The organism is Rhodovarius lipocyclicus (assembly GCF_009900765.1).
GTDB lineage: Bacteria > Pseudomonadota > Alphaproteobacteria > Acetobacterales > Acetobacteraceae > Rhodovarius > Rhodovarius lipocyclicus.
Genome location: NZ_JAAABL010000002.1, coordinates 15,850 through 41,965 on the forward strand (window position 1 = coordinate 15,850; position 26,116 = coordinate 41,965).

A 26,116-nucleotide genomic window follows, 5' to 3' on the forward strand; every position below is an offset into this window, starting at 1 on the left:
CCCTTCCCTTGAGGGGGCCGCTTGCCATACATCCTGAAGTTGGGGAAAGCCGGCGCCGGACCGACATGTCGGAATGGAGGCCATACTGCGAGTCTTGCTCGTCGATGCCGAAACGGAACGGGCCGCACGGCTACGCCTGGGCCTGGAGGGCGCGGGCTTCAGCGTCGTGGCCGTCGCGCCGGATGCCGCGCGGTTGACGGAGCTTGTCCGCGCCTCGGGCGCCGACATCATCGTGTGCGACATGGACGACCCCTCACGCGACGCGCTGGAATCCATGCGCGCCCTGCATCGGGATGAGCCGCGGCCGGTGGTGCTGTTCGCCAGCCGCGCCGCGCCGGAGCTGATGGCCGATGCCCTGCAGGCCGGCGTCGCCGCCTATATCACCGAGGGGCTGGACCCCGCCCGGGTGCGCCCGGTGCTGGAGGTGGCGAACCTGCAGTTCAAGGCCTTCCACGCCCTGCGGCAGGAGCTGGCCCAGGCCCGCGCCACGCTGGCCGAGCGCGAGGCGGTGGACAAGGCCAAGCGCCGGATGATGCGCGAGCAGGGCATCAGCGAACCCGAGGCCCACAAGCGCCTGCAGCGCCTGGCGATGGAACGCGGGATGAAGCTGGTGGATGTCTCCCGCAGTATTCTGGCCAAAATATAAGCAAACGGACTGCATATCGCGCATTTCCTGGCTGAATGCTGCAATGCGTGACCCGTATGGAGTCATTTCCACTTGGCATCCCGCGAATTGCCATGCATTGAAGCAGCAAGCGGAGGCCACAATGGCGTGGCCGGTCCACCGCTCCTGATCACCGCGGTCCAAAGGCGGCCCGCCAGCAGCGCTTCCAGCGCGCGGACACCGCCTTGCCAGACGACAGCTCCCTCGATTCCCCCCGTTCCGCGCGCCGTCATGCCGCGCAGGTCACCCGCATCGGCTTCGTGCCGCTGCTGGACGCCGCGCCGCTGCTGGTGGCCGAGGCCCTGGGCCTGTTCGAGGCCGTGGGCCTCAATGTCGCGCTTTCCGCCGAACCCTCCTGGGCGACCCTGCGGGACCGCATCGCCTTCGGCGCCCTGGAGGGCGCGCACATGCTCAGCCCCATGCCCATCGCGCTGGCCGCCGGGCTGGGCGGGGTGCATGCCGACATCACCGTGGCCTGCGGGCTGGGGCGCCAGGGCAATGCCATCACCCTCAGCCCCGCCCTGGCCAGCGCCTTCGCGCAGCGGGGGCCGCAGGCGCTGCGCGGCAGCACGCTCAGCGTGGTGTTCCCCTTCTCCTCCCACAACTACCTGCTGCGCTTCTGGCTGGCGCGGCTGGGGCTGGATGCCGACCGCGACATCCGCCTGACGGTGGTGCCCCCGCCGCAGGTGGCCGCCCACCTGGCCGCCGGGCGCATCGACGGCTTCTGCACCGGGGCGCCCTGGGGCAGCCACGCGGTGGCGCTGGGCGCCGGCCGGGTCATCATGAACACCGGCGACATCTGGCCCGGCCACCCGGAGAAGGTGCTGGGCTTCGACGCCGCCTGGGCCGCCGCGAACCGGGAGGCCGCGATCGGCATCACGGCCGCCACCATCGCCGCCGCCCGCTGGCTGGACGAACCCGAGAACCGCGACGACGCCGTGCGCATCCTGCGCAGCCGCGCCTTCGCGCATCTGGAACCCGAGACCATCGCCAAGGGCCTGGGTTCGGTGGGCCAGCTTTCCTTCCGCGACGCCACCTTCCCCTTCCGGTCCGAGGCCGAATGGTGGCGCGGGCAGATGCTGCGCTGGGGCCACCTGCCGGCCGTGGCCGACAGCGTCGCGCTGCTCGATGCCTGGGACCCCGATCTGTGGCGCGCCGCCGCCGGCCGCATCGGTGAGCCCGAACCCCTTACCCCACCCCAACCGACCCCGCCGCTGGAGTAGCCTCGCATGAACCGTCGCGCCGCCATCCTGTCCATCACCGCGCTGCTGGCCGCAGCCCGGGCCGCCGCGCCGCGCGGCGCCTTCGCGCAAGGGGCCACCACGCCGGAGGTCCGCAAGGCCACCCTCGGCTACATCGCGCTGACCGATTCGGCCCCGTTGATCGTGGCCAAGGAAAAGGGCCTGTTCGCCAAATACGGTATGCCCGATGTGGAGGTGAGCAAGCAGGCCAGCTGGGGCGCCACGCGCGACAACCTGGTCCTCGGCGGGGGTTCCGGCGGGATCGACGGCGCGCATCTGCTGACGCCGATGGCCTATCTGATCCACACCGGCCGCATCGTGCAGAACAACCAGCCGGTGCCGATGGCCCTCCTCGCGCGGCTGAACACCAACGGCCAGGCGATCTCGGTCGCGGCCAAGCATGCCTCCCACGGCGCGAAGCTCGATGCCTCGCCGCTGCGCCGCGTGCTGACCCCCGAAAGCAAGGTCGCGATGACCTTCCGCGGCGGCACGCATGATTTGTGGATCCGCTACTGGCTGGCGGCCGCGGGCATCGACCCGGACCGCGATGTCTCTACCATCGTCGTCCCTCCGCCGCAGATGGTGGCCAACATGCGCGTGGGCACCATGGACGCCTTCTGCGTGGGTGAGCCCTGGAATGCCCAGCTCGTCGCGCAGCGCCTGGGCTACACCGCCGCCATCACCGGTGAGATCTGGAAGAACCACCCGGAGAAGGCCTTCGCCCTGCGCGGCAGCTTCGTGGAGCAGAACCCCCACGCCACCCAGGCCCTGCTGGCCGCCACGATCGAGGCCGCGCAGTGGTGCGACGTGCCCGGCAACAAGGCGGAGCTGGCCAACATCCTGGGCCGCCGTGCCTGGTTCAACGTGCCGCCGGCCGACATCCTGCCGCGCCTGCAGGGCGTGGTGGATTACGGCGATGGCCGCAACATCACGAACCTGGACCTGACGATGAAGTTCTGGCGCGACCACGCCAGCTATCCCTTCCAGTCGCACGACCTGTGGTTCCTGACCGAGGACATCCGCTGGGGCGTGCTGCCGCCCGACACCAACACGCGCGAACTGGTCGCGCAGGTGAACAAGGAAGCGCTGTGGCGCGCGGCGGCCGAGCGCGCGGGCGTCCCGGCCTCCGCCATGCCCGCCGGCACCAGCCGCGGGCCCGAGACCTTCTTCGACGGCAAGGTGTTCGATCCGGAGAACCCGGCGGCCTACCTCGCTTCCCAGCCCATCAAGCGCAGCCCGGGGGCCTGATCCATGAACGTGCAAGCCAAGCCGGTGGCGGCTCCCGCCGCCGTCTCCACCCCCGGGCAGGGCGCCAAGCGCCCGGTGCCGGTCATTCCGCAGGACAGCCGCCTGCGCAAGATCGCGGCGGAGGTGCTGCCGCCTTTGCTGATCCTGGCCGTGCTGCTGGCCGTGTGGGAATTCGCCGGCCGCCAGCCCGGCGCCACCCTGCCCGCGCCCAGCCAGGTCTGGACGCAGAGCTACGACCTGATCGTCAACCCGTTCTATGACAATGGCGGGCTGGACAAGGGCCTGTTCTGGCACCTGTCCGCCAGCCTGACGCGCGTGTTCATGGGCTTTTCCATCGCGGCGGTGGTGGGTATCGCCACCGGCCTGCTGATCGGTACCTCCACCTTCGCCATGCGCGGGCTCGACCCCATCTTCCAGGTGCTGCGCACCATCCCGCCGCTCGCCTGGCTGCCGCTGTCGCTGGCCGCCTTCCGGGAGGCACAGCCGAGCGCCATCTTCGTGATCTTCATCACCTCGGTCTGGCCGATTATCATCAACACCTCCGTCGGCGTGCGGAACGTCCCGCAGGATTACCGCAACGTCGCCGCCGTGATCCGGCTGCGCGGCCCGGCCTACTTCCTGAAGGTCGTCCTGCCGGCGGCCGCCCCCTACATCTTCACCGGTCTGCGCATCGGCATCGGCCTGTCCTGGCTGGCGATCATCGCGGCGGAGATGCTGATCGGCGGCGTGGGCATCGGCTTCTTCGTGTGGGATGCCTGGAACAGCTCCAACCTGACCGACATCATCGTGGCCCTGGTCTATGTGGGCCTTGTGGGCTTCGCGCTGGACCGCCTCGTGGCTCTGGTCGGCCGTCTGGTTACCCGTGGCACCATGGCGAATTGAGGAGACAGACCATGCCCGCATTCCTCGACATTTCCCGCCTGACCATCGCCTTCCCGCGCAGCCCGGTGCCCGTGCTGTCCGATGTGGAACTGGCGATCGAAAAGGGCGAGTTCGTCGCCGTGATCGGCCATTCCGGCTGCGGCAAGTCCACCATGCTGAACGTGGTGGCCGGCCTGCTGGAACCCACGCTGGGCGGCGTCGTGCTGGATGGGCGCGAGATCTCGGGCCCCGGCCCGGACCGCGCCGTGGTGTTCCAGAACCATTCCCTGCTGCCCTGGCTCACCTGCTACGAGAACATCAAGCTGGCGGTGGACCAGACCCTGCGCGGCAGCATGTCCCGCAAGGAACGGCACGAATGGATCCTGCACAACCTGGCCCTGGTGCGCATGACGCATGCCAAGGACAAGCGCCCGCATGAGATCTCGGGCGGCATGAAGCAGCGCATCGGCATCGGCCGGGCGCTCGCCATGAAGCCCAAGGTGCTGCTGATGGACGAGCCCTTCGGCGCGCTGGACGCGCTGACCCGCGCGCATCTGCAGGACCAGGTGATGCAGATCCACGCGGAGCTCGGCATGACCACCATGATGATCACCCACGACGTGGATGAGGCGGTGCTGCTGTCCGACCGCATCGTGATGCTGACCAACGGCCCGAACGCGCATGTGGGAGAGATCCTGCACGTGGACCTGCCCCGCCCGCGTGATCGGCTGGCGCTGGCCAACGACCCGCGCTTCATCAACGCGCGCGCCGCCGTGCTGGAATTCCTGCACGCGCGCCACGCCAACCCGGCGCTGGAAGCGGCCTGACCATGCGCATCCTGGTGATCGGGGCCGGGCCCGCGGGGACACGCGCCGCGGTGCTCGCGGCGGAGCGCGTGCCCGGTGCCTCGGTCACCCTGTTGGGGGCGGAGCCCACCCTGCCTTACGACCGCGTGGCGCTCTCACGCCTGCTGGCGGGAGAGGTGGAGGTTGAGGCGCTGATCACCCACGACCATCAGGCGCTGGCGGCGCGCGGCGTGACCTATCGCCCCGCCACCCGGGTGGTGGCGCTGGACCGCGTGGCGCGGCTGGCCCTCACCCAGCGCAACCAGGTGGTGCCGTATGACCGGCTGATCCTGGCCATGGGGTCCTCCGCCGTGCGGCTGCCGCTGCCGGGCGCGGAGCTGCCGGGCGTCGTCTGCTATCGCGACATGGCCGATGTCCGGCACATGCTGCGCACCGCCCGCGGGCATGGGCGCGCGGTGGTGATCGGCGGCGGGCTGCTGGGGCTGGAAGCGGCGGCGGGCCTCGCGCACCGGGGCATGAAGGTCACGGTGGTGCATGGCACCGCCTGCCTGATGAACCGCCAGATCGACGACCGCGCGGGGCTGCTGCTCTCCGGCCGGCTGGAGCGGCGGGGCATCCGCTTCGCCATGCCCGCCAGCACGGTGGCCATCGAGGGCGAGGACCAGGCGACCGGCGTGCGGCTGGCCGATGGCCGGGTACTGCCGGCGCAGCTGGTGGTGATGGCCGTGGGCATCACCCCCAACACCGCTCTGGCCAAGGAAGCGGGGCTGGAGGTGGGGCGCGGCATCCGCACCGATGCGCGGCTCGTCACCTCCGACCCCGCCATCCAGGCCATCGGCGAATGCGCCGAGGTGGAGGGCGTGTGCGTGGGCCTGGTCGCCCCCGCGCTGGAACAGGCCGAGGCCGCCATCCGCGCCCTGGCCGGCGAGGCCGCCCATTGGTCGCCCCGCGCCGATTCGGCGGCACTCAAGGTCTCGGGCGCCGCGGTGTGGTCGGCGGGCGAGATCGCGGCGCCGGACACCGAGACCCTGACCCTGCTGGACGAGCAGGAGGAATGCTACCGCCGCCTCTCCCTGCGGGACGGGCGGCTGGTGGGGGCGGTGCTGTATGGCGACATCGCCGATGCCGGTTTCTACATGGACCTGATCAAGTGCCGCGCCCCGGTGGGGGACCAGCGCGCGGCGCTGCCCTTCGGCGCGGCCTTCATGAGGGATGCGGCCCTCGGGGAGGCGGCATGACGCGCACCACCTGCCCCTATTGCGGCGTGGGTTGCGGGGTGCTGGCCAGCCCGGGCGCCCCGGTGAAGGGCGACCCCGCCCACCCCGCCAATCGCGGCCGGCTGTGCAGCAAGGGCACCGCCCTGGGCGAGACACTGGCCCACCCCCACCGCCTGCTGCACCCCGAGGTGGACGGCAAGCGCGCGAGCTGGGACGCCGCGCTGGACGCGCTGGCGGAGGGCTTTCGCACCGCCCTCGATACCCATGGGCCGGAAGGGGTGGCGCTGTATGTCTCGGGCCAGTTGCTGACCGAGGATTATTACGCCGCCAACAAGCTGGCCAAGGGCTTCCTGGGCACGGCCAACATCGACAGCAATTCGCGCCTGTGCATGGCCAGCGCCGTGGCGGGGCATCGCCGCGCCTTCGGCGAGGATCTGGTGCCCGGCATCTATGACGACCTGGAACAGGCCGATCTGCTGGTGCTGGTGGGCAGCAACCTGGCCTGGTGCCACCCGGTGCTGTTCCAGCGCATCCAGGCCGCGCGGGCGGGCAAGCGCATCGTGGTGATCGACCCCCGCCGCACCGCCACCTGCGAGGGCGCGGACCTGCATCTGCCGCTGCGCCCGGGCAGCGATGTCGCGCTGTTCAACGGCCTGCTCGCGCATCTGCACGCCGTGGGTTTCTCCGCGCCGGGCATGGAGGCGGCACTGGACGCCGCGCGCGGCCTGGACGTGCCCGCCCTGACCGGTCTCTCGCCCGAGGCCATCGCCACCTTCCACGCCTGGGTCGCCGAGACCCCGCGCACCGTCACGCTGTTCAGCCAGGGGGTGAACCAGTCCTCGGCCGGGGCGGACAAGGCGAATGCCATCATCAACGCGCATCTGCTGCATGGCAGCCTGGGGCGGGCTGGCGGCGGGCCGTTCAGCGTCACCGGCCAGCCCAACGCCATGGGTGGGCGGGAGGTCGGCGCGCTGGCCAACATGCTGGCCGGCCATCTGGAATGGGACCGCCCTGGGGAGGCCGAGGCGCTCTCGGCCTTCTGGCGGGCACCGCGCCTGGCGCCGGGCCCGGGGCTGAAGGCGGTGGAGCTGTTCAACGCCGCCGCCGAGGGCCGCATCGGCGCGCTGTGGGTGATGGCGACCAACCCCGCTGTCTCCCTGCCGGCGGGCCATGCGGTGCGCAGCGCCCTGCGCCGGGTGCCCATGCTGGCTGTCAGCGATTGCGTGGCCGATAGCGACACGGTGGGCATGGCGCGCATCCGCCTGCCGGCGCTGGGCTGGGGCGAGAAGGACGGCACCGTCACCAACAGCGAGCGCGTGATCAGCCGCCAACGCCGCTTCCTGCCCGCCCCCGGAGAGGCCCGGCAGGATTGGTGGATCATCAGCCAACTCGCGGCGCGGCTGGGCTGGGGCGGGCAGTTCGCCTGGAAGGGCCCCGCCGACATCTTCCGCGAGCACGCGGCGCTGACCGGCCTGGCCCGGCCCGCCAACCGGGTGTTCGACATCTCGGGCCTGGCCGAGCTGACCGACGCCGAATACGAGGCGATGGAGCCCACCCGCTGGCCCGTCGCCCGGCGCGGCGAGCAGGGCGGGCGCCTGGCGCCGCCCGCGCGCTTCGTGCCCACCGCCTTCCGCCCGCCCGCGAACCTGCCTGGGGAGGGCCTGCCCTTCATCCTCAACACCGGCCGCCTGCGCGACCAGTGGCACACCATGACGCGCACGGGCCCGGTGCCGCGCCTGATGGCGCATCTGCCCGAGCCCTTCCTGGCCATGCACCCCGCCGACGCCCCCGCCCCCGATGGCGCGCTGGTGCGGGTGGAAGGCACGCAGGGCCAGGCCGTGCTGCGCCTGCGGCACGACACCGGGCAGCGGCGCGGCGAAGTCTTCGCCCCCATGCACTGGACCGAGGCCTTCGCCCACGGCGCGCGGATCAACACCGCCGTGAACCCCGCCGTGGACCCCGTCAGCGGTCAGCCGGAGCTGAAGCACACCCCGGTGGCGGTGGAGCCCTTCGCCTGCCGCTGGCAGGGCTTCGTGCTGGCGCGCCGGCGCCTGGCGCTGCATGCAGCCTGGCAGGCGGTGGTGCCGCTGGAAGGCGGCGTCTGGCGCCATGAGCTGGCGGGCGGCGACCAGGCGGCCCCTCGCTTCGCGGCCTTGCGTGAGGCCTGCGGCGTGCCCGGCGCCAATTGGGTGGTGCTGGAGGATGCGGCCGGCGGCCATTACCGCGCCGCCGCCCTACGCGATGGCCAGTTGCTGGCCGTGGTGTTCCTGGCCCCCGATCACCGGCTGCCCCCGCGCGACTGGCTGGCCGGGCTGTTCGCGGAAACCGCGATCGGCAGCGCCGCCCGCCGCACGATCCTGGCTGGGGCGCCCGCCAGCGGCCCGGCGCCATCCCCCACCATCTGCGTGTGCAACGGTGTTTCCCGCGCGCGGATCGAGGATGCGATCGGCGCGGGCTGCTGTTCCGTGGCCGCCGTGGGCGATGCCACCCAGGCCGGCACCGGCTGCGGCAGTTGCAGGCCGGAGATCGCCGCCCTACTTGCAGAAGCCCGCCAGCCGGAGCCCGCCTGATGCGCCATTACCCCGCCTTTCTGAAGCTGGACGGCCGCACCGTGCTGGTGCTGGGCCATGGCGAGGTGGCCGACCGCAAGGCCGAGCCGCTGCTGGCCGCCGGCGCCGTGCTGCGCCGCGCCGAACGCTTCGCGCCGGAATTGCTGGAGGGCTGCGCCCTGGCCATCGGCGCCGATGCGCCGGAGGCCGATCTGTTCGCGCTGTCCGAAACCGCGCAGGCGCGCGGCATCCCGGTGAACATCGTGGACCGGCCGGAACTCTGCAGCTTCATCATGCCCGCGATCATCGAGCGCGACGACATCACGGTGGCGGTTTCCACCGGCGGCGCCGCCCCCGTGCTGGCCCGCATGCTGCGCCAGCGGATCGAAGCCGCCCTGCCGCCGCTGATCGGCCGGGTGGCGGCGCTCGGCGCCCGGTTCCAGGCCGCCGTGCGCGCGAAGCTGCCGGCCCTGCCGGCCCGCCGCGCCTTTCTGGAGCGCGCCTTCACCGGCCGCCCCGCCGCGCTGGCCCAGGCCGGCCGCCAGGCCGAGGCCGAGGCCGCCTTCGCCGAGGAACTCGAAGCCGCCGAGACCACGCCCCCCGGCATGGTCCACCTGGTCGGCGGCGGCCCCGGCGCGCCCGACCTGCTGACGCTGCGTGCCCTGCGCCTGCTGGGCGAGGCCGATGTGATCGTGCATGACCGGCTGGTGGGCGAGGCCGTGCTGGCCATGGCACGCCGCGACGCGGAGCGCATCTTCGTCGGCAAATCCCGCGCCAACCACTGCCTGCCGCAGGAGGAGATCAACACCCTGCTGGTGCGCCTGGCCCGCCAGGGCAAGCGGGTGGTGCGGCTGAAGGGCGGTGACCCCTTCGTGTTCGGCCGCGGCGGGGAGGAAGCCCAGGAGCTGGCGCGCGAGGGCATCGCCTTCGAAGTGGTGCCGGGCGTGACCGCCGCCTTGGCCTGCGCCGCCCAGGCCGGCATTCCCCTGACCCATCGCGGCGTGGCGCGCGTGCTGACGCTGGTGACCGGCCACACGCGCGAAGGCCGGCTGGACCTGGATTTCGCGGCGCTCGCCCGGCCGGGGCAGACGCTGGCGATCTACATGGGCATCACCACCATGCCCCAATTGCTGGAAGGGCTGACCACCCACGGCCTGCCGGCCCACACCCCCGCCGCGCTGATCGAACAGGGCGGCACGCCGGCGCAGCGCGAATTGCGCGGACCGCTGGAACAGGTGGTGGAACAGGCGCCGGGCTGGGTTGGCAAAGGCCCCGCGCTGCTGGTGATCGGGGAGGCGGTGGGCGAGGCGGTGCGGATGGGCGCGCGGCACGATGCGGCGATGTGCTGATCCGAGAGGGGCTTTGCCCCCCTCGGGCTCCCCCCACCAGGAGCCGAAAGGCCCCTGGACCCCATCGGTTTGGTGCGGGTCTTGGGAGGGTGTTTCTTATTGATTTTAATCATGAAAATGGCGCACCGCCTGCGAGGATGAAGCGCCAATTCATGGGTTCCAAGGGCCTTTCGGCCTTTGGCTGGTCCAGGGCAGAGCCCTGGCCGGGGTCCGGGGGCGGAGCCCCCGGCGCCCTTACAGAAACGCCGCCTGCATCAGTTTCCGCGTATATTCCTCACGCGGGGCGGCGGTCAGGGCTTCGGCTTCGCCTTCCTCCACCATGCGGCCGTCCTTCATCACCATGATCCGGTGCGCCATGGCGCGCACCACACGCAGGTCGTGGGAGATGAACAGATAGGCCAGCCCGTGCTTCGCCTGCAGCCCGCGCAGCAGCTCCACCACCTGTGCCTGCACCGACACATCCAGCGCCGAGGTCGGTTCATCCAGCACCAGGATGCGCGGCTTCAGCACCAGGGCGCGGGCGATGGCGATGCGTTGCCGCTGCCCGCCGGAGAATTCATGCGGGTAGCGTTCCGCCATTTCCGGCGCCAGCCCCACCTCCACCAGCGCCTCGGCCACGCGGGCGTCGCGCTGGGCCTGGGACATATGGGGTTCGTGCACGGCCAGGCCCTCGCCTATGATCTCGCCGGCGGACATGCGCGGCGAGAGGCTGCCATAGGGGTCCTGGAACACGATTTGCATGCGGGCGCGCAGCGGGCGCAGCTCCGTGCGGGACAGGCCCTGGATGGAGCGGCCTTCGAGGCCGATCTCGCCCTGGCTGTCCTCCAGCCGCAGCATGGCCAGGCCCAGCGTGGTCTTGCCGCTGCCGGATTCGCCCACGATGCCCAGCGTCTCACCGGCACGCAGCGCCAGAGAGACGCCATCGACCGCCTTCACCTGCCCCACCACCCGGCGCAGCAGGCCGCGCTTGATGGGGAAATGCACGCGCAGGTCGCGGGCCTGCATCACCACCGGGGCGGCGTCGGGCACCGGGGCGGGGCGGCCGCGCGGCTCGGTGGCCAGCAGCATGCGGGTGTAGGGGTGCTGGGGGTTGGCGAAGACCTCCGCCACGCTGCCCTGTTCCACCACCTGGCCGTCCTTCATCACCACCACGCGGTCGGCCTGGCGGCGGACGATGTGCAGGTCATGCGTGATCAGCAGCATGGCCATGTTCAGGCTCTGCTTCAGCTCGGCCAGCAGGGCCAGGATCTGGGCCTGGATCGTCACGTCCAGCGCGGTGGTGGGTTCGTCCGCGATCAGCAGCTTGGGGTTGTTGGCCAGGGCGGCCGCGATCATCACCCGCTGGCGTTGCCCGCCCGAGAGCTGGTGCGGGAAGGCGCCCAGCCGCTCCGTCATGCCCGGCAGGCCGGCGCGGACCAGGGCGGCCTTCACCTCCGCCTCCAGCGCGGCGCCCGCGACGGGGCGTTGCAGGGTGATCGCCTCGCTCACCTGGCGGCCGATGCTGTGCAGCGGGTTCAGGCTGGTCATGGGCTCCTGGAAGACCATGCCGGCCAGGCCCCCGCGCAGGCGGCGCAGGGTGGCGTTGTCGGCGCGCAGCACCTCCACGCCGTCCAGGGTGATGCGGCCCTCGGGGTTGGTGCCGCCATGGGGCAGCAGGCCCAGGCAGGACAGCGCCGTGACCGATTTGCCGGAGCCGGATTCGCCCACCAGCGCCACCACCTCACCAGGGTTCACGGTGAAGGAGACGCCATGGACCACGGTCTTGCCGCGGAAGGCGACGGAGAGGTTCTCGACGGTCAGCAGGCTCATGCCGGTTGTCCCACTGTCTGGGGGCTTTGCCCGCGCCCTTGGGAAGCCAACATGCCGATCAAGAGCCTCGCCCCCCCAGCTTCCTTGGATCGAACGCGTCGCGCACGGCTTCCCCCACGAAGGTCAGCAGCGACAGCACGCCGCCCAGCACCAGGAAGCCGGTGAAGGCCAGCCAGGGCGCCTGCAGGTTGTTCTTGCCCTGGTTCAGCAGCTCTCCCAGCGAGGGCGAGCCGGGCGGCAGGCCGAAGCCCAGGAAATCCAGCGAGGCCAGCGCCGTGACGGAACCCGACAGGGTGAAGGGCAGGAAGGTCAGCGTGGCCACCATGGCGTTGGGCAGGATGTGGCGGAACATGATGGAGCGGTCCCCCACCCCCAGCGCGCGGGCGGCGCGCACATAGTCCAGGTTGCGGCCGCGCAGGAATTCCGCGCGCACCACCCCGGTCAGGCTCATCCAGGAAAACACCAGCAGGAAGATCAGCAGCGTCCAGAATCCCGGTTGGATCACGCTGGACATGATGATCAGCAGGAACAGCTGCGGCATGCCGGACCAGACCTCGATGAAGCGCTGGAACAGCAGGTCCGTCGTGCCGCCGTAATAGCCCTGCACGGCGCCGGCCGCGATGCCGATGGCGCTGGCGATGATGGTCAATGTGAAGCCGAACAGCACGGAGATGCGGAAGCCATAGATCACCCGCGCCGCGACATCGCGCGCCTGGTCATCGGTGCCCAGCCAGTTGCGGGCGCTGGGCGGGCTGGGCGCGGGGCGGCCCAGGTCGCGCACCACGCTGCCATAGGAATACCGGATGGGCGGCCACAGCGCCCAGCCCTGCTCGGCCACTTGGCGCTGCAATTCGGGGTCGTGCCAATCGGCGTCGGTGGGCAGGCCGTCGGGCAATATGTCGCTTTCGGCATAGTTCACGGCGACGGGGAACAGCCAGTGCCCATCCACCCGCGCGATCAGCGGGCGGTCATTGGCGATGACCTCGGCGCACAGCGTCAGGCCGAACAGCGCCACGAAGATCCACAGCGACCACCAGCCGCGCCGGTTCGCGCGGAAATTGGCCAGGCGCCGTTGCGTCAGCGGGGAGAGCTTCATGCGGGCGTCAGCCGGAAGCCGAGGGTTTCGCGGGGTGCCTCGGCGAGCGCGGCGCGCAGGGCCGCGGCATCGGCATAGGGGCCGCGCAGGCGCAGCGCCTCGCAGGATACGGTCAGTTCCGGCAGCGCGAGCGGCCAGGGGTCCAGCACGGCGTGAAAGGGCGTCACGCGCGTCAGCGTGGGCCCGCCGCAGGGGAAGCTCTCCTTGCCCCAGCACAGCGCCAGCGCGATGGCGTCCACCATGGCCAGCTTCAGGGAGAGGGGGGCGACCTGTTCCTCGGTCACGCCCAGCTGCGCCATCATCGCGGCCCCCCATTCGGGTTCGCGGGCGATGTAGCCCAGCAGGGCGGCGCGGGATTCCGGGCTGGGGTCGCGCAGGATGCCCATGCGGTAGATGTGGCTGCCGTGGCGCAGGATCAGCAGCGCCGCCCACAGCCCCCAATTGGCGAGCGCGAGCCGCACCCCGTTTTCCCACATCGGCACATGCTGGTGCCCGGGCACGGCGTTGAAGGCGAGGGGAAGGCCGGTCTCGGCATCGAATTGCGGCGCCTGCTCCCAGCCCTGCCAGGCCACGTCATGCTGCACGGCGGCGTTGACGATGTGGCTGAAGGGCTCCGGCCGCTCTGCCAGATGCGCCATCAGCGCGCCGGCCATCACGGCATGGGCGGGCTGGGGGGTGGCGAGGGTGCTGCCGTCGGGCTGGGGCCACAGAATCATGCGTCAGCGCCGCCCTTCAAAATCAATACGCGGGTCCACCAGCGTGTAGGTGAAATCGCTGACGATCTGCATCACCAGCCCCAGCAGCGTGAAGAAATACAGCGTGCCGAACATCAGCGGATAGTCGCGGCGGATCGCGGCCTCGAACCCCAGCAGGCCCAGGCCATCCAGCGAGAAGATGATCTCCACCAGCAGCGCGCCGGTGAACAGGATGCCGATGAAGGCCGCGGGAAAGCCCGCGATGATGATCAGCATCGCGTTGCGGAACACATGCCCGTACAGCACGCGCTGTTCCGTGGCCCCCTTGGCCCGCGCGGTCTGGACGTATTGCTTGCCGATCTCCTCCAGGAAGGAGTTCTTGGTCAGCATGGTCAGCCCCGCGAAGCCGCCGATCACCAGCGCCACCGTGGGCAGCACCATGTGCCAGGCATAATCCAGCGCGCGCTGCCAGAACGGCCAGTCCTCGGCGCCCGAACTCAGCAGCCCGCGCAGCGGGAACCATTGCAGGAAGCTGCCGCCGGCGAACAGCACCACCAGCAGCACCGCGAACAGGAAGCCCGGAATGGCATAGCCCACCAGCACGATGGCGGAGGTCCAGAGATCGAAGTTCGACCCGTCCCGCACCGCCTTGCGGATGCCCAGCGGAATGGAGACCAGATAGATGATCAGCGTGGACCACAGCCCGAGCGAGATGGAGACGGGCATCTTCTCCCACACCAGGTCCCACACCGGGCGGTCGCGGAACAGCGAGCGGCCCAGGTCGAAGCGCAGATAGCCCTTCAGCATCTCCCAGAAGCGCACATGGGCAGGCTTGTCGAAGCCGAAGGTGCGCTCGATCTCGCGCACGATGGCGGGGTCCAGGCCGCGGGCGCCGCGATAGGTGCTGGTTTCCGTGCCACTACTGCTGGGGCGGCGCAATTCGCCGGGGCCCTCGCCGGTCAGGCGGCCCATGGTCTGGCCCTCACCGCGCAGTTCCTGGATGGCCTGTTCCACCGGGCCGCCTGGCGCGAATTGCGCGACCGCGAAATTGATCAGGATGATGCCGAACAGCGTCGGCACCAGCAGCAACAGGCGGCGGAGGAGATAAGCGCCCATGGATCAGAGCCCGATCCGTCGAGGCCGGTACGGCCGCTGACGGTGACACGGCCTCTCGGCGTGAGGGTGAGACGCGAACGGGAGTTCGTGGCTCATGCTCAACGGCGCGCCTCGGTCAGGGCGCGATCTTTCGCCGCATCCACCCACCAGCTGGTGGGGAAGCCGGAGCCATAGCGCGGGTTGCGGTCCGGCCGGCCGAAACGGTCCCACCAGGCCAGGCGGAATTCGCGGCTGTGCCAGTTGGGGATGACGAAATGCTGCCACAGCAGCACCCGGTCCAGCGCATGGGTGCGGGCGATCAGCTCCTCGCGGCTGGGCGCGTTGATCACCTGGTCCACCAGCGCGTCGATCACCGGCGAGCAGATGCCCGGCACGTTCTGGCTGCCGTGCTCGTTCGCCTTCTCGCAGCTGAAATAGTCGCGCTGCTCGTTCCCGGGCGAGAGGGACTGGCCCATCACATCCACGGTCATGTCGAAGTCGAAGGCATCCATCCGCACGCGGTACTGCGCGGGGTCCACCGTGCGCACGCTGGCCTCGATGCCCAGGCGCTGCAGCCATTGCACATAGGGCAGGGCCACGCGCTCGAAGGTCGCGCTGTCCAGCAGGATCTCGAAGCGGAATTGCTGGCCCTGCGCGTTCACCAGCTTGCGGTCGCGCACCGTCCAGCCCGCCTGGCGCAACAGGTCCAGCGCGCGGCGCAGCCCCTCTCGGTTGTTGCCGCTGCCATCGGTGGCGGGCAGGCGGAAGGGCTCGGTGAACAGGCGCTCGGGCAGCTGCGCGCGGAACTGGCTCAGGATCTCCAGCTCCCGCCCCTCGGGCAGGCCGGAGGAGGCCAGTTCGCTGTTGGAGAAATAGCTGCTGGTGCGGGCATAGCTGCCGAAGAAGATGTTGGCGTTCAGCCATTCGAAATCGAACACCTGCACCAGCGCTTCCCGCACGCGGGCATCCTGGAACACCGGCCGCCGCAGGTTGAAGGAGAAGGACTGCATGCCGGTCGGGATCTCGTGGCGGATCGCCTCCCGCTTCACCAGGCCGCGGCGGATGGCCGGGAAGTCGTAGCCTGTGGCCCAGTCGCGGGCGACATTCTCCATCCGCGCATCCACCTGGCCGGCCTTGAACGCCTCGAACGCCACGGTGCTGTCGCGGAAATACTCGTATCGGATGGAGCCGAAATTGTTCAGCCCGCGCGCCGTGCCCAGGTTGCGGGCCCAGTAATCCTCCACCCGGCGATAGGTGACGGAGCGCCCGCTTTCGAACCGTTCCAGCTTGTACGGGCCGCTGCCCAGCGGGGCTTCCTGCAAGGGGCGGGAGAAGTCGCGCCCCTCCCACCAATGTTTCGGCAGCACGGGCATCTGGCCCAGCACCTGGGCCAGTTCGCGGTTCTCATTGGTCTTGAAGCGGAAGACGACGCGGCGCTCGCCCTCCGCCCGCACGGATTCCACATCGCCCCAATAGGCGCGGTAGAAAGGCCGGCCCTGGCGGACCAGCGTCTCGAAGGTCCAGACGACATCGGCCGCGGTGATGGGCCGGCCATCATGCCAGCGGGCCTCCGGCCGCAGCTCGAACGCGACACCGAGGCCGTCGGCCGGCAGTTCGATGAAGGCCGCGAGATGGGCGTATTCCGTGCTCGCCTCATCCTGGGCGGAGGAGGTCAGCGTGTCGTACAGGATGCTGGACCCCGCCGCCGGCGCGCCGCGCAGGATATAGGGGTTGAAGCTGTCGAAACTGCCGATGGCCGCGAAGGTGACGTCGCCGCCCTTGGGGGCATCGGGGTTGGCCCAGGCCCAGTGCGGGAAATCGGCGGGCAGCGCCGCCTCGCCCAACAGCGAAATGGCGTGGACGCGCCGGGGGGCGGCACCCTGGGCCAGGGAGGCGGCTGGGGCGATGGCCGGGGCGGCCATGGGGACAGCGAGCAGGGCGCGGCGTTTCATGCTGGAAGAATTGGCCTTTCCGGGGGCGGGGCGCAACCATGGGGTGGGCAGGAAGCGGGAGGGGCGCCGCCCCCAAACCGATGGAAAGTCATTTCCCCCTCAACGGGAGTTTGAGGGCAGAGCCCTCAATCCCCCGCAGAGTGAGGGCTATGCCCTCAATGCCCATGCATCCGCGCCCCGGCGCCTTGCACCGGCAGTTGCACCGTCACGCTGCCGGCGCGTTCGAACACCAGCGTCACCGGCACTTGCGTCCCCTGCTCGAAGGGCTGCTTCAGCCCCATGAACATCAGGTGGAAGCCGCCCGGCTGCAGCGTCACGGCCGTGCCGGCCGGTAGGTCGATCGCTTCCACCGGGCGCATCCGCATCACGTCGCCTTCGCGCAGGTGGGTGTGCAGTTCCACGCGGTTCGCGGCCGGGGAGGAGGCGGAGAGCAGCCGGTCCGCCCCCGCGCTGCGCAGGGTCAGGAAGCCCGCGCCCTGGCCGCCGGCGCGGGCCGCGCGCGTCCAGGGGTTTTCGACGGTGACGGTGGGCGCCTGGGCGAAGGCGCTGCACGGCCCCAGCAGGGCGGCGGCGAGGAGGATGCGGCGGGTGGTCATGGTGTGGTCCTCTCAGAAGCTGGCGTTGGCGGGGCGGTCGCCGCGCGCCTCGATGCGGGCGGCGGCGCGGGCCAGGCGCACGATGTCGGCGGCGGCGCGCATCGGGTCGCCGGTGATGCAATGCTGGCGCAGATCATGCAGCCGCGCGGTCAGCGGCGTCATCTCCCCGTCGCGCGCATGGGGGGCGGCGGCGTCCAGCGCCTCGGTGGCGGCGGACAAGCCCGCTGCGCAGACCTCCGTCATGGCGCGGTCCATTTCCTCCGGGTCGCAGGCGGCGGCGGGGACGGTGGCCAGGGCGGCGAGCGCCGCCACGGTGAACAGGCGTTTCATCAGCGGGCTCCGAGACGCAGAACGGGGGCGGGGCTGCGGGGGCGGGGATTGGCGTCGCTGGGGGTTTCCACCCAATCGCTGCGCACGCCGCCCTCGCAGAATTGCACCACCGGGAAGGCCAGGCTGGTGCCGGGCGCGTCGGGGGTGCGGATCATCAGCACGAACTCATCGTAATGGGCATCCGGCAGGGGGCCGCCCTGCCAGGCGATGGTGGCCGGCGCTTCGCGCGTCAGGCCATGGCCGTTGGAGACCGGGCGCTCCAGCGCGCGGGTGGTGATGGCGATGGTCCAGCCCGGCTTCACCATGGGGCGGGCGGCGACCACGCCCTCCGGCAGGCGGACTTCCACGCCGGTGGTGGCCGCCCCCGCGCAGCCGTGGCCGACGCGGAAGGCGATGCGCTGGTAGCTGGCGGCGGGGGCCTCCGCCAGGTCCAGCACGATATGAGCCCGGGCGGGGGACGGGGCGGGCAGCGCCGCCACGGCCAGCAGGGGCAGGATATAGGCGCGCATGGATCAGTACCTCAGCTGCAGGCCGGCGTAGATGGTGCGGCCATAGCCCGCCTCGAACAGGGCGGAGTTGGGGGAAGCCACCGTGGCGACGGAGGCGGAGGAGATGTAGCGGCGGTCGCCCAGGTTCCGGGCATCCAGGAACACGCCCACCCGCCCGTCGAACAGGTCGGCCCCCGCGCGCAGGCCGAACAGCGTGTAGGGGTTGGTGCGCAGCGTGTTGGCGTTGTCGGCGTAGAAGCCCTCCGGCACCACATCCACGTTCGGCGCGATCCAGAAGCCGCTGGCATGGCGATAGCGCAGCTCGCCGCGCAGCACGTGGCGCGGCACGCCCGGCAGCTGGTTGTTGCGCCAGGACCGGTCGCCGTCGAAATAGAAGTCGTTGAAGGTATAGGTCACCCGGCCCGACAGCGTGTCGTTCTGGCCGATCAGGTTGCGCCCCAGCGTGGCGCCCAGGCCCAGCTCCACGCCACGATGAATGGTGCGGTCCGCGTTCTGCGCGTAGCTGCTGCCGGCCACAGGCCCGACCATCAGCTGAACCTCATCCCGCAGCCAGGAGTGATAGGCCGCGACCTCCCAGTTCAGCACGCCATAGCTGCCGCGAGAGCCGACCTCCACGGTCGCCGCCCGCTGGGCCTTGAGGCGGGAGAAGCCGCCACCCAGCGGCAGGATGCCGGTCAGGTCCGACAGGGTCGGCGGCTCGGTGGACCAGGTCAGGTTGGCATAGGCCTGGGCGGTGGGGGTGATCTGGTACAGGATGCCGACGCGCGGGTTCACCCAGTTCCAGTCGCCGGAACCGCTGCTGGCCGGCGTCAGCAGGTTCCGGCTGGAGCGATAGGCCGAACCTGCCTGCAACCCGGCCACCAGGCCCAGGTTGGGCAGCACGTACAGGGTGTTCTCGAAGAAGCCGTCCGCGGTGCGGGCGCTGTTCTCGGCCGCGTAGGTCTGCGCGCCGCGGCTGCCATAGACGTTCACGTAACGCCGGTCGTTGATCGTGCCCTCGGTGTAGTTCACGCCGAAGGTGGTGACGTTGCGCAGCCCCAGGATGGAGGTCTCGACGGTGCCGCGCGCGAACAGCACCCAATCCACTGTATGGTTGTCCAGCACCTGGAAGATGGGGTGGTTCAGGTGGCGGTCCACGACGCTGGCGCCGACCTCGAAGCGCACGCCCTCCACCGGGCGGATCGAGGTGATGGTCCCGAAGCGGTAGCTCTCGATATTGCGTTGGTAGTTCAGCGCCTCATTGCTGGCGAAGGGGCGCTTCGGCGTGTTCAGCGCGGCTACCCGCGTCACCGAACCCGGAATTTCCTGCCAGATGTTGTTGTAGCTGGCGATGACCCGGGTCTCGACCTGGTCGTTCCAGCGATACACGATATTGCCGTTCAACCGCTGCTGGCGGCCGGAGCTGTGCTGGCGGAAACCGTCATCATAGCCATAGGTGCCGCTGACATAGGCATCCAGCGGGCCGAAGGTGTTGCCGTAGGCCAGCTGGCTGCGCGCGAAGCCATAGCTGCCGCCCTCGGCACGGGCGGTCAGCCCGCGGGAGGAGGTGCCGGTGTTGGTCACGAAATTGACCGCGCCGCCCAGCGTGTTGGCGCCCAGCCAGAAGCCGTTGCCGCCGCGATAGACCTCGGCGCGCTGGTAGGCCAGCGGGTCGATCTCCGCCAGATCGCCACTGCCGTCGGCCTGATTGAAGGGAATGCCGTCCTGGTACACCCGGATGCCGCGCAGGTGGAAGTTGCGGGCGATGCCGGACCCACGGATCGAGAAGCGCGAATCAGAGCCCCATTTCGGCTGGGCGAAAACGCCCGGCGTGTTCTCGAACATCTCGCGCACGCCGGTGTAGCCGGCGATCTCCTGGAACTCCTGCGCGGGTACCACGGTGTTGTTGCCGGGGCTGGACCACAGGCGCAGGCGCGCGGCTTCGTTGGTTTCCACCGCGCCCGCATTGGTCAGGCTGGGGGCGGGGGCGGTGACCTCCACGGTGGGGATGGTGGTCGCGGTCTGGGCGAAGGCACCCGAGACGAGCGCGAATGGCAATGGCGCGGCGAGCAGCGCGCGCTTGAGCGTGAACATATGTGCGTTTCCATCGAGGCATGAACGGGCGCGCGCGGGGTCAGCCGTGCGCGGCGGGTGGGTTCAGCCGATGGATGGTGGAGCCCTGGGTTGGGCGGGTGGCGCGCGCGCCTGGGGCGGCACGGCCTCGGCCGTTGCCGCCGTCCAGGCGATGCCCAGCCGGATCCAGGCCGGGCGCGGCAGCACGGGGGCCGGCACGTCGATGCCCTGCGGCAGCCCGGCGCACAGGGCGCAGAAGCCGTGCATGGCCTGCGCAGCGTCGTCCGGGTCCGCCAGGGAGATGGAGATGCCGCGCCCCTCGCTCTCGGGCCCGCAGATCACGCCATGCAGCGTGTTGGCGCCGACCGCGCCGATGCACAGCGCAGGCGCCAGCACGGCCTGGAGCAGCAGCACCAGGGCCAGAAGCCGCGCGAGAGGGGGCGGGAAGCGCCTCATACCCCGTTGTTACCGGGGCTGGCGCCCCGCTTCAACCGGCGAAGGCGACGGGATGCGGCGGGATCATCCGGCTGGGGCGTTCGGGAAGCTCCCTCCGCGGCGCCAGCTCGTATTCCACTTCCGGCACATAGGTCGCGCATTCCTTGCCGAGCAGGGAGGAGTAGAGCGTGAAGCTCTCCACCGCCACGGGCCGGGCGCGGAACAGGTTGTGCCGTTGCAGATAGGCCGCGATCTTGGCCGGGTCCGCCTGTTCCACCCGCGCCAGCGAGACATGGGGGGCGAAGCGCCGGCGCTCGGCCGACAGCCCCACCCGGCGCAACGCCGTCTCGATCTTGGTCTGCAGGTGGTTCAGGCTGTCGTTGCGCTCCGCCCCGGTCCATAGCGCGCTGGGCCGGCCCATGCGCTCGAACAGCCCCAGGCCGCGCAGGGTCAGCTCGAAGCCGCGGGCGCGGATGCCGGACAGCGCCTCATCCACCTCATCGGCCTTCCAGTTCTGGATCTCTCCGACGAAGCGCAGGGTCAGATGGTAGTTGGCGGGGCGGATCCACTTCGCGCCCGGAATGCCGGTGCCGAGGGTGGAGAGCTCCTGGCGGAGCGTCTCCGGAAGGGACAGGGCGACAAAAAGTCGCAGTGGCATGGCGGCCTCCGTAACCCGATTCGCGCACCGATTGTGCGGTGCGGCGGGGGAGGGATTCAAGAAGAGTTATTGAAAGCGCCGAGAGGGCGCTACCGCACCCCCTCCAGCAGCCGCTCCACGAAGGGCAGGATGCGCTCGATCACGATCGAGACCCCCTGCGGGTTCGGATGGATCCCATCCGCCTGGTTCAGCGCCGGGTTCCCCGCCACCCCATCCAGGAAGAACGGGTACAGGATGGTCCCCGGCCGCGCCGCCGCCAGCTCGGGGAAGATCGCCGCGAATTCCCGCCCGTAATCGGCGCCCAGATTGGGCGGCGCCAGCATGCCCGCCAGCAGCACCGGCAGCCCCCGCTGGCCGAGGCGGTCCAGGATCGCGGCCAGATTGGCCCGCGTGCTGGCGGGCGGCAGGCCGCGCAGCCCGTCATTCGCGCCCAGCTCCAGGATCACGGCCTGCGGGTTTTCCGCCAGCGACCAGTCCAGCCGGGCGAGCCCGCCCGCGCTGGTATCGCCCGAGACCCCGCCATCCAGCACCCGCACCTGGCGGCCCTTCGCGGCCAGCGCCGCCTGCAGGCGCGGCACGAAGCCCTGGCCGGGCGGCAGGCCGTAACCCGCCGTCAAACTGTCCCCCAAGGCCAGCAGCCGCACCGGATTTTGGGCAAAAGCCGCCCCCGGCAACAGACAGAAACCCAGCGCCGCCTTTTGCAGCGCAATGCGCCGCCCATATCCTGTGCCCATGGACATCGCGCAATCCGACCCTTCCGCTGCCGTGCCTGCCGTCATCGAGGCACGCGACCTGACCTTTGAGGTGGCGGGCCCGGCCGGCCGCGTCAACATCCTGAAAGGGGTGGACATGCGGGTGATGCCCGGCGAGGCGGTGGGCATCGTCGGCCCCTCCGGTTCCGGCAAGACATCCCTGCTGATGCTGCTTGCAGGGCTGGACAAGCCCACGACCGGCAGCCTGACGGTCGCGGGGCGCGCGCTGGGCGGCATGAATGAGGACGCGCTGGCCCGCTTCCGGCGGGAGGAAGTGGGCATCGTGTTCCAGTCCTTCCACCTGGTGCCGACCATGACCGCGCTGGAAAACGTGGCGATGCCGCTGGAATTCGCGGGGGACGACACGGCCTTCATCCGCGCGGAGGCCGCGCTGAAGGCGGTGGGCCTCGGCCACCGCGTGCACCATTACCCGGGCCAGCTTTCGGGCGGGGAGCAACAGCGCGTGGCCGTCGCCCGCGCCTTCGTCGCCCTGCCCAGCCTGATCCTGGCCGACGAGCCCACCGGCAACCTCGACCGCGCCACCGGGCAGCAGATCATGGAATTGCTGTTCGGCCTGCGGGAGACCTATGGCACCACCCTGGTGCTGATCACCCATGACCCGGCTTTGGCGGCCCGCTGCGACCGGCAATTCCATATGGAGGACGGCCTGCTGACCGAGCGCGACAGCGTGCCGGTATGAGGAACTGGCTGCTGGGCCTGAAACTGGCGGCGCGGGAGCTGCGGGGCGGCACGCGCGGCCTGCGGGTGGTGCTGGCCTGCCTGGCGCTGGGGGTGGCGGCGATCGCGGCCGTGGGTTCCCTGCGCGCGGGCATCCAGGCCGGCATGCAGGCCGATGGCGCGCGCATCCTGGGCGGGGATTTCGAGGTGCGCGGCGGCTATCAGCCCGTCCCGCCCGAGGTGATCGCCTGGGCCCGCGCGCGCGGCGCCGAACCTTCCCGCGTGCTGATGACGCGGGCGATGCTGGTCGCTGCCTCCGGCGAGCGCACGCTGGTGGAGTTGAAGCTGGTGGACGGCGCCTATCCGCTGTTCGGCGCGCTGGGGCTGGAGCCCGCGGTCGGCATCGCCCCCGGCACGCTGGCGGTGGAACCCGCCGTGATGGAGCGCCTGGGCCTGCGCCTGGGTGAGGAGATGCGCCTGGGCGAGGCCCGGCTGCGCCTGGCCGCCATCATCACCGAGGAACCGGACAAGGTCGCCTCCCCCACCATTTTCGGGCCGCGCGCCATGATCTCGATGGCGGATCTGGAGGCGAGCGGCCTGGCCCAGCCCGGCAGCCTGATCAACCATGAGGTGCGCTTCCGCCTGCCCCCGGGCGCGGATGCCGCGGCCTTCACGCGCGACCTGCGGGCGGCCTTCCCCGGCGCGCCGTGGCGCCTGCGCCTGGCCAGCCAGGCGGAGCCGGGGGTGAACCGCTTCCTGGACCGTGCCGCGAGTTTCCTGACGCTGGCGGGGCTGACGGCGCTGCTGGTGGGCGGCATCGGGGTGGCCACCGGCATCCGCGCCTGGCTGGAGGCGCGTGCCCGCACCATCGCCACCCTGCGCTGCATGGGCGCGCCGGCGGGCGTGATCTTCGCCACCTATCTGTGGCAGGTGCTGGCGCTGGCGGTGCTGGGCATTGCCATCGGGCTGCTGGGGGGCTGGGGGCTGACCGCGCTGGCCGCTCAGGCGCTGAGCGGCGTGCTGCCGGTCCCGCCCTCTCTGCGGCCATACCCGGAACCGTTGGCGCTGGCCGCGCTGTATGGGTTGCTGACCGCGCTGGCCTTCGCCCTGTGGCCGCTGGGCCGCGCGCGGGAGGTGCCGGGCGCCGCCCTGTTCCGGGAGGGCGCGACCACCGCCGCCCGGGGCTGGCCGCGCTGGTGGCTGGTGGCGCTGAACGCGCTGGTGGTGCTGGCCCTGGTCGCGTTGGTGGTGGCGACGGCGGAACAGCCGGTCTTCGCCCTGTGGTTCTGCCTGGGGGCGGCGGGGGCGCTCGCGCTGTTCCGGCTGGGGGCCGCGCTGCTGATGCGGGCCGTGCGCGCCCTGCCGCGCATGCGCCGGCCCGCCTGGCGGCTGGGGCTGGCGAACCTGTACCGCCCCGGCGCGCCCACGCCCATCATGGTGATCGCGCTGGGCATCGGCCTGACCACGCTGACGGCCATCGCGCAGATCCAGGGCAATCTGGCCAGCGCCATCACGGATGAGATGCCGGCGGCCGCGCCCAATTTCTTCTTCATCGACATCCAGCCCAACCAGGTGGAGCAGTTCGAGCGCCTGGTGCGGCAGGAACCCAGCGTGGCCGAGATCCGGCGCGTGCCTTCGTTGCGCGCGCGGATCGTTGCCGTGAACGGCGTGCCGGCCGAGCAAGTGCGCGCCACCCCCGACACCGCCTGGGCGCTGAACGGCGACCGGGGCCTGACCTATACCGGCCCGATGCCCGAGGGCACGCGGCTGGTCGAGGGTGCATGGTGGGCGCCGGACTATCGGGGCGCGCCGCTGGTCTCCTTCGACGCGGTGGTGGCGCGGGGCTGGGGGCTGGGGGTGGGCGGCACCGTCACCGTCAACATCCTGGGCCGGGACGTGACGCTGACAGTGGCCAACCTGCGCCAGGTGGAATGGCGGGGGCTGGGGCTGAACTTCACTATGGTGGCCAGCCCCGGCCTGCTGGAATCGGCGCCGCATACCCACATCGCCACCGTGCGCAACGACCCCGCGCGGGATGTGGCGCTGCTGCGCGCCGTGACGGACGCGCTGCCCAATGTCTCCGGCGTGCGAGTGAGGGAGGCGCTGGAGGCCGTGGGCGCGCTGCTCGGCCGGCTGGGGGCCGCACTGACGGCCACCGGCAGCGTCACCCTGCTGGCGGGCATGCTGGTGCTGGGGGGCGCCGTCGCCGCCGGCCAGCGCCGCCGCGTGCGGGAGGCCGTGGTGCTGAAGACCGTGGGCGCCACGCGCGGGCAGATCCGCTCCGCCTTCCTGGTGGAGTTCGGGGTGCTGGGTGTGGTGTCCGGCCTGCTGGCCGCCGCCGCCGGCACCGCCGCGGCCTGGGGGGTGGTGCGCTTCGTCATGCGGCAGGATTGGGTGTTCCTGCCGGGCGTGCTGGCCGGCACCGTGCTGCTGTGCCTGGGGCTGACGCTGGTGTTCGGCTATGTCGGCACCGCGCTGGCGCTGCGGGTGAAAGCCGCGCCGCTGTTGCGGAATGAGTAAGTTGGCCCGTTCCCCGGGCCAGGTGCTTGCCGGGGCCGCCCGGTAAGCCCACTCTGCGCGTTAATAGGGAATCAGCCCGTATGGGGCGCGGTGCGGAAGCTTCGTGCCGCGCCTCCATGATGAGCGTTGATTCGCATTACACGTTCTCCATATAATAGGGCGAACCGGGGTCGAACCCCCCGTCTGGAAAGGAATATCGAGAGCCATGGCTCTTCAACCCGACTACCGCTACAGCGCGACGCCCGGCTGGGGCCGCGCCTCCGCCGCAGACGCCGCGTCCATCGATGCCGGGCTGCGGAGCTACATGCTGCGCGTCTACAACTGGATGGCCAGCGGCCTGCTGCTGACGGCGATCGTGGCCTATGCCATCGCCTCCATCCCCGAGGTCGCGCAGCTGTTCTACAGCGTGGTGCGCACCCCGCGCGGCCTCGCCGTGGCGCCGACCATTCTGGGCTGGGTCGCCGTCTTCGCGCCGCTCGCTTTCGTGCTGGTGCTGAGCTTCGGCATCAACCGTATGAGCAAGTCCACGGTGCAGGCGCTGTTCTGGCTGTTCGCGATCGCGATGGGCGCCAGCATGTCCAACATCTTCGTGGTCTATACGAAGACGAGCGTGGCCAGCACCTTCTTCGCCACCTCCGGCATGTTCGCGGCCATGAGCCTGTGGGGCTACGCCACGAAGTCCGACCTGACGAAGATGGGCAGCATCATGATGATGGGCTTGTTCGGCATCATCATCGCGTCGCTGATCAACATCTTCCTGCAGAGCCCGGCGCTGGCCTTCGCCGTGTCCATCATCGGCGTGGTGGTGTTCTGCGGCCTGACCGCCTGGGACACCCAGCGGATCAAGTCCGACTACATCGAGTACAGCTATGCCGAAGGCACGGACGAGGCCGCCAAGCGCTCCGTCATGGACGCCCTGGCGCTGTACCTGAACTTCGTGAACCTGTTCCAGCTGATGCTGCAGTTCATGGGCGTGCGCAACCAGGACTAAGCCCTGGCCGCCT

23 protein-coding genes are annotated in these 26,116 nt (G+C 70.8%); 11 read left to right on the top strand and 12 right to left on the bottom strand.

What is annotated here, in order from left to right; translation table 11 throughout:
• Positions 1-94 precede the first annotated feature (94 nt).
• The 8 genes from GT007_RS02935 to cysG all read left to right on the top strand — a co-directional run bounded on the left by GT007_RS02935 (position 95) and on the right by cysG (position 9,935).
• The gene (locus GT007_RS02935; protein WP_236571465.1) at positions 95-646 is read left to right on the top strand and encodes an ANTAR domain-containing response regulator; all 552 of its coding nucleotides are present in this window, start codon (positions 95-97) and stop codon (positions 644-646) included.
• Positions 647-849: 203 nt separating this feature from the next.
• Positions 850-1,887: an ABC transporter substrate-binding protein gene (locus GT007_RS02940; RefSeq protein WP_160120082.1), complete on the top strand. Its 1,038-nt coding sequence runs from the start codon at positions 850-852 to the stop codon at positions 1,885-1,887.
• A 6-nt stretch (positions 1,888-1,893) separates the two neighbouring features.
• A complete protein-coding gene (locus GT007_RS02945) occupies positions 1,894-3,153 on the top strand; it encodes a CmpA/NrtA family ABC transporter substrate-binding protein (protein WP_160120083.1) in 1,260 nt (419 codons plus the stop codon).
• Positions 3,154-3,156: 3 nt separating this feature from the next.
• Positions 3,157-4,035 (top strand): nitrate ABC transporter permease, encoded by an 879-nt coding sequence (ntrB, locus tag GT007_RS02950; protein ID WP_160120084.1) that lies wholly within the window; start codon positions 3,157-3,159, stop codon positions 4,033-4,035.
• Positions 4,036-4,046: 11 nt separating this feature from the next.
• Positions 4,047-4,841 carry an ABC transporter ATP-binding protein gene (locus GT007_RS02955; protein WP_160120085.1) on the top strand — a complete coding sequence of 265 codons (795 nt, stop codon included), beginning with the start codon at positions 4,047-4,049 and terminating at the stop codon, positions 4,839-4,841.
• A gap of 2 nt (positions 4,842-4,843) precedes the next feature.
• Entirely contained in the window at positions 4,844-6,058 is a 1,215-nt protein-coding gene (locus GT007_RS02960; protein WP_160120086.1) for an NAD(P)/FAD-dependent oxidoreductase, read from the top strand.
• Positions 6,055-8,607: a nitrate reductase gene (locus GT007_RS02965; RefSeq protein WP_160120087.1), complete on the top strand. Its 2,553-nt coding sequence runs from the start codon at positions 6,055-6,057 to the stop codon at positions 8,605-8,607. Before GT007_RS02960 ends, GT007_RS02965 begins: the two co-directional genes overlap by 4 nt.
• The gene (gene cysG, locus GT007_RS02970; RefSeq protein WP_160120088.1) at positions 8,607-9,935 is read left to right on the top strand and encodes a siroheme synthase CysG; all 1,329 of its coding nucleotides are present in this window, start codon (positions 8,607-8,609) and stop codon (positions 9,933-9,935) included. Before GT007_RS02965 ends, cysG begins: the two co-directional genes overlap by 1 nt.
• A gap of 234 nt (positions 9,936-10,169) precedes the next feature.
• Here the strand turns inward: cysG and GT007_RS02975 are convergent, their stop codons facing one another.
• The 12 genes from GT007_RS02975 to GT007_RS03030 all read right to left on the bottom strand — a co-directional run bounded on the left by GT007_RS02975 (position 10,170) and on the right by GT007_RS03030 (position 21,806).
• Entirely contained in the window at positions 10,170-11,744 is a 1,575-nt protein-coding gene (locus tag GT007_RS02975; RefSeq protein WP_160120089.1) for an ABC transporter ATP-binding protein, read from the bottom strand.
• Between the two features lie 58 nt (positions 11,745-11,802).
• Positions 11,803-12,840 carry an ABC transporter permease gene (locus tag GT007_RS02980; protein ID WP_160120090.1) on the bottom strand — a complete coding sequence of 346 codons (1,038 nt, stop codon included), beginning with the start codon at positions 12,838-12,840 and terminating at the stop codon, positions 11,803-11,805.
• On the bottom strand, positions 12,837-13,556 hold the full coding sequence (locus tag GT007_RS02985) for a DUF3891 family protein (protein WP_160120091.1): 720 nt from the start codon (positions 13,554-13,556) through the stop codon (positions 12,837-12,839). Before GT007_RS02985 ends, GT007_RS02980 begins: the two co-directional genes overlap by 4 nt.
• A 3-nt stretch (positions 13,557-13,559) precedes the next feature.
• Positions 13,560-14,651 carry a microcin C ABC transporter permease YejB gene (locus GT007_RS02990; protein WP_160120092.1) on the bottom strand — a complete coding sequence of 364 codons (1,092 nt, stop codon included), beginning with the start codon at positions 14,649-14,651 and terminating at the stop codon, positions 13,560-13,562.
• 98 nt (positions 14,652-14,749) lie between these two features.
• Positions 14,750-16,582 (bottom strand): extracellular solute-binding protein, encoded by a 1,833-nt coding sequence (locus GT007_RS02995; RefSeq protein ID WP_160120093.1) that lies wholly within the window; start codon positions 16,580-16,582, stop codon positions 14,750-14,752.
• Between the two features lie 155 nt (positions 16,583-16,737).
• Entirely contained in the window at positions 16,738-17,178 is a 441-nt protein-coding gene (locus GT007_RS03000) for a copper chaperone PCu(A)C (RefSeq protein ID WP_160120094.1), read from the bottom strand.
• 12 nt (positions 17,179-17,190) lie between these two features.
• Positions 17,191-17,508 (bottom strand): hypothetical protein, encoded by a 318-nt coding sequence (locus tag GT007_RS03005; RefSeq protein WP_160120095.1) that lies wholly within the window; start codon positions 17,506-17,508, stop codon positions 17,191-17,193.
• On the bottom strand, positions 17,508-18,017 hold the full coding sequence (locus GT007_RS03010; RefSeq protein ID WP_160120096.1) for a YcnI family protein: 510 nt from the start codon (positions 18,015-18,017) through the stop codon (positions 17,508-17,510). The genes GT007_RS03005 and GT007_RS03010 overlap by 1 nt, the downstream gene beginning before the upstream one ends.
• Before the next feature lie 3 nt (positions 18,018-18,020).
• Positions 18,021-20,090, bottom strand: a complete 2,070-nt coding sequence (locus GT007_RS03015; protein WP_160120097.1) for a TonB-dependent receptor family protein — start codon at positions 20,088-20,090, stop codon at positions 18,021-18,023.
• 63 nt (positions 20,091-20,153) lie between these two features.
• Positions 20,154-20,525 carry a DUF2946 family protein gene (locus tag GT007_RS03020; RefSeq protein ID WP_160120098.1) on the bottom strand — a complete coding sequence of 124 codons (372 nt, stop codon included), beginning with the start codon at positions 20,523-20,525 and terminating at the stop codon, positions 20,154-20,156.
• A gap of 31 nt (positions 20,526-20,556) precedes the next feature.
• On the bottom strand, positions 20,557-21,162 hold the full coding sequence (gene thpR / locus GT007_RS03025; RefSeq protein ID WP_201451780.1) for an RNA 2',3'-cyclic phosphodiesterase: 606 nt from the start codon (positions 21,160-21,162) through the stop codon (positions 20,557-20,559).
• 89 nt (positions 21,163-21,251) lie between these two features.
• Complete coding sequence (locus tag GT007_RS03030) at positions 21,252-21,806, bottom strand: arylesterase (RefSeq protein ID WP_457852332.1); 555 nt, start codon at positions 21,804-21,806, stop codon at positions 21,252-21,254.
• An 88-nt stretch (positions 21,807-21,894) separates the two neighbouring features.
• Here GT007_RS03030 and GT007_RS03035 point away from each other — a divergent pair, with 88 nt between their 5' ends.
• From GT007_RS03035 to GT007_RS03045, 3 genes are all read left to right on the top strand, one after another.
• Positions 21,895-22,614: an ABC transporter ATP-binding protein gene (locus GT007_RS03035; RefSeq protein WP_160120100.1), complete on the top strand. Its 720-nt coding sequence runs from the start codon at positions 21,895-21,897 to the stop codon at positions 22,612-22,614.
• Positions 22,611-25,112, top strand: coding sequence for an ABC transporter permease (locus tag GT007_RS03040; RefSeq protein WP_160120101.1), 2,502 nt, complete (start codon positions 22,611-22,613; stop codon positions 25,110-25,112). Before GT007_RS03035 ends, GT007_RS03040 begins: the two co-directional genes overlap by 4 nt.
• Positions 25,113-25,317: 205 nt before the next feature.
• Positions 25,318-26,103 (top strand): Bax inhibitor-1/YccA family protein, encoded by a 786-nt coding sequence (locus GT007_RS03045; RefSeq protein ID WP_160120102.1) that lies wholly within the window; start codon positions 25,318-25,320, stop codon positions 26,101-26,103.
• Positions 26,104-26,116 lie beyond the last annotated feature (13 nt).